The sequence below is a fragment of the Rhodobaculum claviforme genome (assembly GCF_016653255.1).
GTDB lineage: Bacteria > Pseudomonadota > Alphaproteobacteria > Rhodobacterales > Rhodobacteraceae > Rhodobaculum > Rhodobaculum claviforme.
In genome coordinates this window covers 1-7,839 of the sequence record NZ_NHSD01000156.1, presented here as the reverse complement: position 1 = coordinate 7,839, position 7,839 = coordinate 1, and the positions used below count along the sequence as shown (strand labels likewise).

Annotated in this window: 8 protein-coding genes; 3 read left to right on the top strand and 5 right to left on the bottom strand. The window is 72.6% G+C overall.

Going from position 1 to position 7,839, the window contains the following annotated elements:
• Window positions 1-100: 100 nt before the first annotated feature.
• Complete coding sequence (gene fabD, locus CCR87_RS05105) at window positions 101-1,036, bottom strand: ACP S-malonyltransferase (protein WP_201156485.1); 936 nt, start codon at window positions 1,034-1,036, stop codon at window positions 101-103.
• A 217-nt stretch (window positions 1,037-1,253) separates the two neighbouring features.
• Here fabD and rpsF point away from each other — a divergent pair, with 217 nt between their 5' ends.
• The 3 genes from rpsF to rplI are packed head-to-tail and all read left to right on the top strand — an operon-like array spanning window position 1,254 to window position 2,489.
• Entirely contained in the window at window positions 1,254-1,616 is a 363-nt protein-coding gene (gene rpsF / locus CCR87_RS05100; RefSeq protein ID WP_201156483.1) for a 30S ribosomal protein S6, read from the top strand.
• Window positions 1,617-1,633: 17 nt separating this feature from the next.
• A complete protein-coding gene (rpsR, locus tag CCR87_RS05095) occupies window positions 1,634-1,861 on the top strand; it encodes a 30S ribosomal protein S18 (protein WP_201156482.1) in 228 nt (75 codons plus the stop codon).
• A 13-nt stretch (window positions 1,862-1,874) separates the two neighbouring features.
• Window positions 1,875-2,489: a 50S ribosomal protein L9 gene (rplI, locus tag CCR87_RS05090; protein WP_201156481.1), complete on the top strand. Its 615-nt coding sequence runs from the start codon at window positions 1,875-1,877 to the stop codon at window positions 2,487-2,489.
• 491 nt (window positions 2,490-2,980) lie between these two features.
• Here the strand turns inward: rplI and CCR87_RS05085 are convergent, their stop codons facing one another.
• The 4 genes from CCR87_RS05085 to CCR87_RS05070 all read right to left on the bottom strand — a co-directional run bounded on the left by CCR87_RS05085 (window position 2,981) and on the right by CCR87_RS05070 (window position 7,725).
• Complete coding sequence (locus CCR87_RS05085; RefSeq protein WP_207186559.1) at window positions 2,981-4,495, bottom strand: OpgD/OpgG family glucan biosynthesis protein; 1,515 nt, start codon at window positions 4,493-4,495, stop codon at window positions 2,981-2,983.
• Window positions 4,492-5,343, bottom strand: coding sequence for an SAM-dependent methyltransferase (locus CCR87_RS05080; RefSeq protein ID WP_201156480.1), 852 nt, complete (start codon window positions 5,341-5,343; stop codon window positions 4,492-4,494). The genes CCR87_RS05085 and CCR87_RS05080 overlap by 4 nt, the downstream gene beginning before the upstream one ends.
• A complete protein-coding gene (gene mdoH, locus CCR87_RS05075; RefSeq protein WP_201156479.1) occupies window positions 5,340-7,007 on the bottom strand; it encodes a glucans biosynthesis glucosyltransferase MdoH in 1,668 nt (555 codons plus the stop codon). The genes CCR87_RS05080 and mdoH overlap by 4 nt, the downstream gene beginning before the upstream one ends.
• Window positions 7,008-7,182: 175 nt before the next feature.
• Window positions 7,183-7,725, bottom strand: a complete 543-nt coding sequence (locus CCR87_RS05070) for a cytochrome b (protein ID WP_201156478.1) — start codon at window positions 7,723-7,725, stop codon at window positions 7,183-7,185.
• Between the last annotated feature and the right edge of the window lie 114 nt (window positions 7,726-7,839).

Sequence of the window (7,839 nt, the reverse complement as noted above, 5' to 3'; positions counted from 1 at the left end):
TGTGGCGGGGTGCCCGGTCCCGCGGCCGTGCCGGGACCGGGGCCGCGCCGGCGCGGGCTGCGGGCCGGCATGCGCTGCCCCGGTGTTGCGGGCATCCGTGTCAGCGGTGCCCGGCGGCGGCGCGGACCTCGTCGGGGGTGCCGATGCTGCGGGGGGCGATGTCGCGCGCGATGCGCTTGACCATGCCGCCCAGCGCGCGGCCCGCGCCGACCTCCCAGGTCTCCGTCACGCCGTTCGCGGCCATCCAGCCCACGCTCTCGCGCCAGCGCACGCGGCCGGTGACCTGAAGCACGAGGAGCTTGCGGATCTCGTCGGGGGTGGTGACGGGGGCGGCGGTGACATTGGCGATGATCGGCACGCGCGGCGCGTGGACGGTGACAGAGGCCAGCGCCTCGGCCATCGCCTCGGCGGCGGGGGCCATCATGGCGCAATGGAACGGCGCCGATACCGGCAGCAGCATCGCGCGTTTCGCCCCGCGCGCCTTGGCCAGATCGACCGCGCGCGCCACGGCGGCCGCGTCGCCCGACACCACCACCTGTGCGGGGTCGTTGTCGTTGGCGGCCTCGCACACGCCGTCCTGCGCGGCCTCGGAGGCCACGGCCTCCACCGCCGCGAGGTCGAGGCCCAGGATCGCCGCCATCGCCCCCGCGCCCACTGGCACCGCCGCCTGCATCGCCGCACCCCGCAGCCGCAACAGCCGCGCGGTATCGCCCAGATCCAGCGCGCCCGCGGCGCACAGCGCGGAATATTCGCCCAGCGAATGGCCCGCCACGCAATCTCCGGCGGCGATCTCCGCCCCCTCGGCGCGCAGCGCGGCCATGGCCGCCATCGAGGTCGCCATCAGCGCGGGCTGGGCGTTGGCCGTCAGCGTCAGCGCCTCGGCCGGGCCGTCCCAGATCAGCGCCGACAGGTTCTCGCCCAGCGCGTCGTCCACCTCGGCAAAGACGGCCGCGGCCTCGGGCCAGGTTTCGGCCAGTGCGCGGCCCATGCCGACCGCCTGCGCCCCCTGACCGGGAAAGATGAACGCCCGCGACATGTGTGACCCCTCCGTGACTGTTGTGGTGCCCCGATAGCGGCGCGCGCGGTGGCCGTCCAGACGGTCGTCGGGGCGCGCGCCCTTGCTTCGCCGCATGATCCGCGTATAAGGCCGCATCCTTCCGCACTCATGCGACCGGCGCAGCCTCTCGCGGGCGGGACGCGGAAGGGGTCGTCCCCGCCCAGTGAAGTGCGCCTGAACAAGAAACGGAGACCGCATGCCGCTTTACGAGCATGTCTTTATCGCGCGCCAGGACCTGTCGAACACGCAGGCCGAAGGGCTCATCGAACACTTCTCCGGGGTCCTTACCGAACACGGCGGCACGCTGGTCGGTCAGGAATACTGGGGCATCAAGACGATGGCCTACAAGATCAACAAGAACCGCAAGGGCCACTATGCCTACATGCGCTCCGATGCACCGGCGCCCGCCGTGCAGGAGATGGAGCGGCTGATGCGGCTGCACGACGACGTGATGCGCGTCATGACCGTCAAGGTCGACAGCCACGACGAAGGCCCGTCGGTGCAGATGCAGAAACGCGATGATCGCGACCGCGGTGATCGCGGCGACCGCCGCCGCTGAGATCGAGGAGCAAACCCATGGCCACAAGACCGTTTTTCCGCCGCCGCAAGGTCTGCCCCTTCTCGGGCGACAACGCACCCGCCATCGACTACAAGGACGTGAAGCTGTTGCAGCGCTACATCTCGGAGCGCGGCAAGATCGTGCCGTCGCGCATCACCGCGGTGTCGTCCAAGAAGCAGCGTGAACTCGCGCGCGCCATCAAGCGTGCCCGGTTCCTGGCGCTGCTTCCCTACGCCGTGAAGTGAGGGGGCTGAACCGATGCAAGTGATCCTTCTGGAACGCGTGGCCAAGCTTGGCCAGATGGGCGAGGTCGTCACCGTCAAGGACGGCTTTGCGCGCAACTTCCTGTTGCCGCAGGGCAAGGCGCTGCGCGCCTCCGACGGCAACATCGCCCGGTTCGAGGCCGACAAGGCACAGCTCGAGGCGCGCAACCTGGAAACCAAGCGCGAGGCCGAGAAGCTGGCGGGCACCATCGACGGCACCACCCATGTGGTGATCCGCTCGGCGTCCGATGGCGGGGCGCTCTATGGCTCCGTGTCGACGCGCGACATCGCCGAAGCGGCGACCGCGGGCGGCGTCAGCGTGGACCGCAAGCAGGTGGTCCTGTCGTCGCCGATCAAGACCCTGGGGCTGCACACCGTGTCGGTCGTGCTGCACCCCGAGGTGGTGGTCGAGATGCAGGTGAACGTCGCCCGCTCGCCCGAGGAAGCCGAGCTTCAGGCCTCCGGCAAGACCATCCAGGAACTGGCCGCCGAGGAAGAAGCCGCCGCCGAGTTCGAGATCGCGGAGCTGTTCGACGATGTCGGCGGCGCGGCGAACGACGATGGCGACGATCCGCGCGACAGCGGCAGCTACGACCCGCGCGACGCCTGATCGCGCCGGTCCGGCCGGACCGAGCAGGAAACAGACCAGGGGGGCGTCCAGCGGGGCGCCCCTTTTTTGTTCAGGGCGATCTGTCGCGCCCGTCTTGCCCCCGAGTTCGACATGTGGAGAGGGTTTTCAGGGGTGCTCTGGCTGTCGGCGTGATGGTGCGCGCCATCCTCGCTGTCATCCACCGTCTTCGGGCGCGTCCGGCGTGCGCGTGACCGCGATCCAGGCGGCGAACTGAACGAAAGCGACAGACAGGTCTGTCGGCCGCTCTCAAGAACGCCGCCGCCGGGCAAGGACGCTCCGGGTTCGCGGCCCGATCCGCTCAGTGTCATTCGCACAATCGCTTACAGGCTCAGGTGTGCAGCCGAATGTTGAGGGCGCCCGCTTCAATTTTGGATGCGGCGCAAGAGTTCACCCTCAATTCACCTCCGGCACCACGCCGTGCCCTGACCTGAGGCGGGGCGCGACCGAGGCGGCAGCATCGCCCCGCCTGGTCACAACCCGCCGTCGGCCGCCCGTGTCCAGCGGTACAGCCATGTGTCGCTGCGCGCGCGCCCGTCGCCATCGCGCAGCACCAGCCGCACCTCGGCCACATCCGATGCGCCCGGGGTCAGGTGGAACGACACCCGTGTGGTCCCCGCGCCGCCCCGCGCCTCCGGGACGGCAAAGACGGCGACGCCGCGCGCCTCGGCCCCGTCCACCCGCAGGTCGGCAATCGCGTCGGGCGCATGGCCCGCGAAGTCCACCGTGAACGTCAGCGCCTCCGGATCCAGGATATGCCGCCCGCCGGCCCCCGCGACCACCGGCATCTCGGTGCGCGGCGCGGGGATGTCGCCCCAGTGCAGCCGGTAGCGCAGGTCGTGACGCCCCGGCCCGGGCGGCGTCGCGGGGCGCCAGAACGCCACGATGTTGTCCATGAATTCGTCGCGCGTGGGGATTTCCACCAGCACCACGGCGCCGGGCCCCCAGTCGCCCAACGGCTCCACCCAGACCGAGGGACGGCGGTGGTACGCGGCCTCCGGATCGTCGAAATCATCGAAGTCGGTGCGGCTCTGCACCAGCCCGAAGCCGCGCGGGCCGTCATCGGCAAAGGCCGACACCTGCACCCGCGCGGGGTTCGCCAGCGGGCGCCAGACCCGCTCACCGGCGCCGTTCAGGATCACCAGCGCGTCCGAATCATGCACCGCCGGGCGATAGTCGTCCGAGATCCCCCGCCGCATCGACCCGAACCAGTACATCGATGTCAGCGGCGCGATCCCCACCCCCTCCAGCGGGACGCGGGGGAACAGGCTTGCGTCGACCTCCATCACCGTGGGGGCGCCGGGGCGCACGAGGAACGACAGCGCGCCGGTGACCGAGGGGCTTTCCATCAGCGCCCGGACACGGGCGCCGTCCCCCTCGGCCGCCGCATGCAGCGCGGTGAAGACGGGGAATTCCTCGGCCCCGCCCACGCCCAGCGCCAGCCCGCGCGCCGACAACCCATAGGCGCCGCCGCGCGCCAGCGCCCGAAAGTAGCTTGCGCCCTGGAACACCACCAGATCGTCGAACACATCCGGGCGGTTCAGCGGCGCGCGCAGCCGCAGCCCGGCAAATCCCATGGCGGCGGCGTCCTCGGGGCGCAGGGTGGGATTGTCGAAATACCGCGCGTCGAACTCGAACAGCTCGGCCGCGAAGGGCTGGCGCGCGCCGTCCAGGTGCACCTCCACCCGGTCATCCAGCAGGAACCCCGGCGGCAACAGATCGGCGCGCAGGGTTTCGGACAGCGCGATCGCGGCGCCGCGCCCGGGGCGGGGGCGGATCGCGCGGTGGCTGTCGTAATCCAGACCCGCGAAGGGGCCGCGCAGGGGCATCGCCGTGGGCCGGTGCGGCGCCCGCGACAGTCGCTCGGCCTCGGCGGCCAGCGCTGCGTGATCGGGCATCCCGGCGGCGGCGGCGCGCGGCCATGTCCCGGCCATCGCCAGCCCCGCAGCCGCGCCGACGCTGGCCAGCAGGTCGCGCCGCCCGATCATGCGCTGAACACCATCATGCGATAGCGCATCACCCCGCGCCGGTAGCCCTCGGTCAAGGCGTTGCCTCCGATCATGTTGGAAAACAGCGGCCAGCCGCCCAGCCCGGCGGCATCGACCAGCGGCGCGGCCAGCCGCAGCAGCCGGTCGCGGTGGCGGTCAAGGCGCAGATGCGGCGTCAGATCCTCGTCCCACAGGCAGGTCAGGCCCGCCGCCGCGGCGTCGGCGCGCAGGCCGTCGGGATCGGGCACATGCCCCAGATGCCAGCCCCGGCGGAACGTCGCCAGACGGCGCGCATCGTCCGGTGCAAGGCTGCCTTCGGGGGCCGCCAGCATGTCATCGACGACCACCAGCGTCCCGCCGGGCCGCAGCCCCCGCCGCGCCGCCGCCAGAAACGCCGCGGCCGACGGCGCGTGGACATGGCTCTCGATCGCGACGGCGACATCGACCGGCGCCAGATCCGCCGTCAGGAAATCGCCGCAGAGGATCGCCACCCGATCGGCCAGCCCCTGGTCCCGGGCAAAGCCCGTGGCCATCCCGGCCTGCCGCGGGCTGAGGGTGACCCCCTCCAACCGAGCATCGGGCCATGCGCGGGCAAAGTGGAACAGGCTGCCGCCCACCCCGCAGCCCAGATCCCGCAGGGTGCGTGGCCCCGCGCGGCCCAGCGCCGCCAGCCGGGCGATGATCCGCGCGTTGACGCGGTCTGCGGCGGCCTCGGCGTCGGTGACGCCGTCCTCCCACAGGCCGCGGTGGATCGCGAGGCTGCGGCCGCTGCCGCCCACGGCAAGGAACCGCGCCGTGCTGGCATCGTAATAGCGCCGCAGGGCGGGATCGGGGGCCGCGAGGGTCATGCCGCCTCCGGGGTGGCACGGGCCGGCAGGACGGTGGCGGCTTCGCCGCGGCGCGGGATCGGCGCCTCCAGCCACCGCACGAGCCAGGGTGCCGCCAGCAAGGGCCCCAGCACCGGCGTCAGCAGGGCGATGCCCACAGGCCCCGCCACCGGCAGGACCAGAGCGGCCAGCGCCAGCCCTGCCACCACCTCGGGCACGCCGGGGCGGGCGCGGCTGGCGCTGACCAGGCCCGCGGGGGTCCAGCCGCTGTCGCGCCCCAGCGCGACCGCCGCCACCGCAAGGCTCTGGCGCAGCAGCATCACCGGCGCCAGCAGCGTGGACAGCGCAAGCTCGGTCACGGCGGCGCGCACCACGACCCGGCGCCGGGCCGGGCTGCGGGCGCGCTGCGCCCAGCGCACCGCCCCCGCCAGCTTGGGCACGCACAGCAGCGCAAGCCCCCCCACCAGCGGTACCAGCGTGCCGATCTCGGGGCGGGCCAGCGTCACCGTCAGCACCAGCGCCAGCCACACCGGCGCGGCCAGATACCCGAAGATCCCGCTGAGCAGGTGCAGCCGGCTGATCGGGTGCAGCCCCGGCGCCGCCAGCAGGCGCAGGTGCTGAAGGTTGCCCTGGCACCAGCGGCGGTCGCGGCGGTGAAATTCATCGAGGCGCTGCGGCCCGTCCTCGAAGCTGCCGCGGCTTTCGGTGTCGATCTCGATCCCCCAGCCGGCACGGCGCAGGAACGCCGCCTCGATGAAGTCGTGCGACAGCACCGCCCCGCCCATCGGGGCCGCACCCGGCAGCACCGGCAGCCGCGCGGCGTGATCGCCGAACGGGCGCACGCGCAAGGCCGCGTTGTGGCCCCAGTAATTCCCCTCGCGCCCGGTCCAGGCCGCAAGACCGCTGCCATAGGCGGGACCGCCCAGCCGCACCGACAGCCGCTGCAACGCCCCGAAGCGCGACCGCGCCGGCAGCAGGCGCATGCCGGATTGCACCAGCGCGGTGTCGGGTGCCGCCTCCAGCCGGTGGATCAGCGCGCGCACCCGCTCGGCCGCGATGCGGCTGTCGGCGTCCAGCACGATCATGTGATCCCAGGCGCCGCCCCATCCGGCGATCCAGTCCGCCAGGTTGCCGGGCTTGCGCCCGATGTTCTCGGGCCGCTGGCGCCACCAGACGCCCGGCAGATCGGCCAGAGTGCCAAGGGCGCGGGCCTCGGACACCGCCGCGGACCCCCGGGTGTCGGACAGCACGAAGATCCCCACCGCCCCCGTCTCGGCCGGGGCAAGGCCGCAGCGGGCAAGGTCGCGGTGCAGCGCGCGCACGGTGCGCAGGATGGGCAGCGGGTCCTCGCCGCAGGTCATGATCGCGATGGCGGTGCGCCCGCGCGGCGACCAGCCGGGCTGCGGGCCCTGCGCATCCCGCCGCGACGGCTGCGCAAGGCCCAGCAGCGCGGTGGCCGCCGCAAAGCCGGTCCACAGCACCGACAGCGCGAACAGCCCCAGCACCGCCCAGTCAGCCCCGGCCAGCGGCCGCAGCCCCTGCGCCATCGCCACGATCAGGGATCCCGACAGCCCCAGCGTCACCACCGCCAGCGCCAGCCGCGCACGGCCCACCCCGCGCCGTCGCGTCCCGGCGGGCGGTGCCGCGGCCTGCGGCTGCGGGCCGAGGGCGGCTTGCCCCGGCATCCGGCCCCGCCAGGGGGCGTCCGCCGAAGCCACCGGATGCAAGCCGGCCGCATTGGACTGGGTGTGTGCGTTCAAGCCCGAAACTCCTGTAAGGAAACGCCGCGCCATGCTCGGCCGCGGTCGGCAGCCCCGTCACCTAGAAGCTGCCCGTGGGTGCGACAAGCCACCCGGCGGGCTATTGCCGGGGCAGGGGGGGCCACATGCGCGAAAAGACGCCGTCGCGCTTGGCCACGCCATGCCACAGCGCCGCCAGGACATGCAGCGCGATCACCCCCATGAGCGCGAATTTGCCAAGAAAATGCGCCCGTTGCGCCATCGCGGCGAGGGTGTCGTTGCGCGGCGGCCGGGGCACGCCAAGCGCGTCCAGCGCCTCGATCGGGAACCCGCCGAGGGTCACGCGCAGATACCCGCTGACCGCCATGAAGATCAAAAGCCCGTACAGCACCCGGTGGACCCAGGCCGAGGTCGTCTTCTGCCAGTCCGGCATCGTGGGCGGCGGCGGCGGCGGCGGGGTCACCGCCCGCCACGCCAGCCGTGCCAGCACCACCACGAGGACCAGAACACCCACGTTCTTGTGAAAGATGAACAGCTGGTTTTGCAGCGTGCGATCGAGCCCCTCCTGCACCATCACCACGCCGGCGGGCACCATGCCCAGAACCAGCAGAACGGTGATCCAGTGAAACAGCCTGGCCGTGGGGCCGTAACCGCCTGTTGTCATTGCGATACCCTCCGCGATCCGAACGTAGCCGTGATGTGCCCGCGCCACCGGCGCCCCCGGAAGCATAGCGGTGCGCCGTCGCATTGACAGGGGCGGCGTCGGGGGTGGCGTCGG

Coding starts and splice junctions, on each gene's coding strand:
- CCR87_RS05070 (WP_201156478.1), bottom strand. CDS start 7,725: ATGACAACAGGCGGTTACGGCCCCACGGCCAGGCTGTTTCACTGGATC.
- CCR87_RS05085 (WP_207186559.1), bottom strand. CDS start 4,495: ATGATCGGGCGGCGCGACCTGCTGGCCAGCGTCGGCGCGGCTGCGGGG.
- rplI (WP_201156481.1), top strand. CDS start 1,875: ATGCAAGTGATCCTTCTGGAACGCGTGGCCAAGCTTGGCCAGATGGGC.
- CCR87_RS05080 (WP_201156480.1), bottom strand. CDS start 5,343: ATGACCCTCGCGGCCCCCGATCCCGCCCTGCGGCGCTATTACGATGCC.
- mdoH (WP_201156479.1), bottom strand. CDS start 7,007: ATGCCGGGGCAAGCCGCCCTCGGCCCGCAGCCGCAGGCCGCGGCACCG.
- rpsR (WP_201156482.1), top strand. CDS start 1,634: ATGGCCACAAGACCGTTTTTCCGCCGCCGCAAGGTCTGCCCCTTCTCG.
- rpsF (WP_201156483.1), top strand. CDS start 1,254: ATGCCGCTTTACGAGCATGTCTTTATCGCGCGCCAGGACCTGTCGAAC.
- fabD (WP_201156485.1), bottom strand. CDS start 1,036: ATGTCGCGGGCGTTCATCTTTCCCGGTCAGGGGGCGCAGGCGGTCGGC.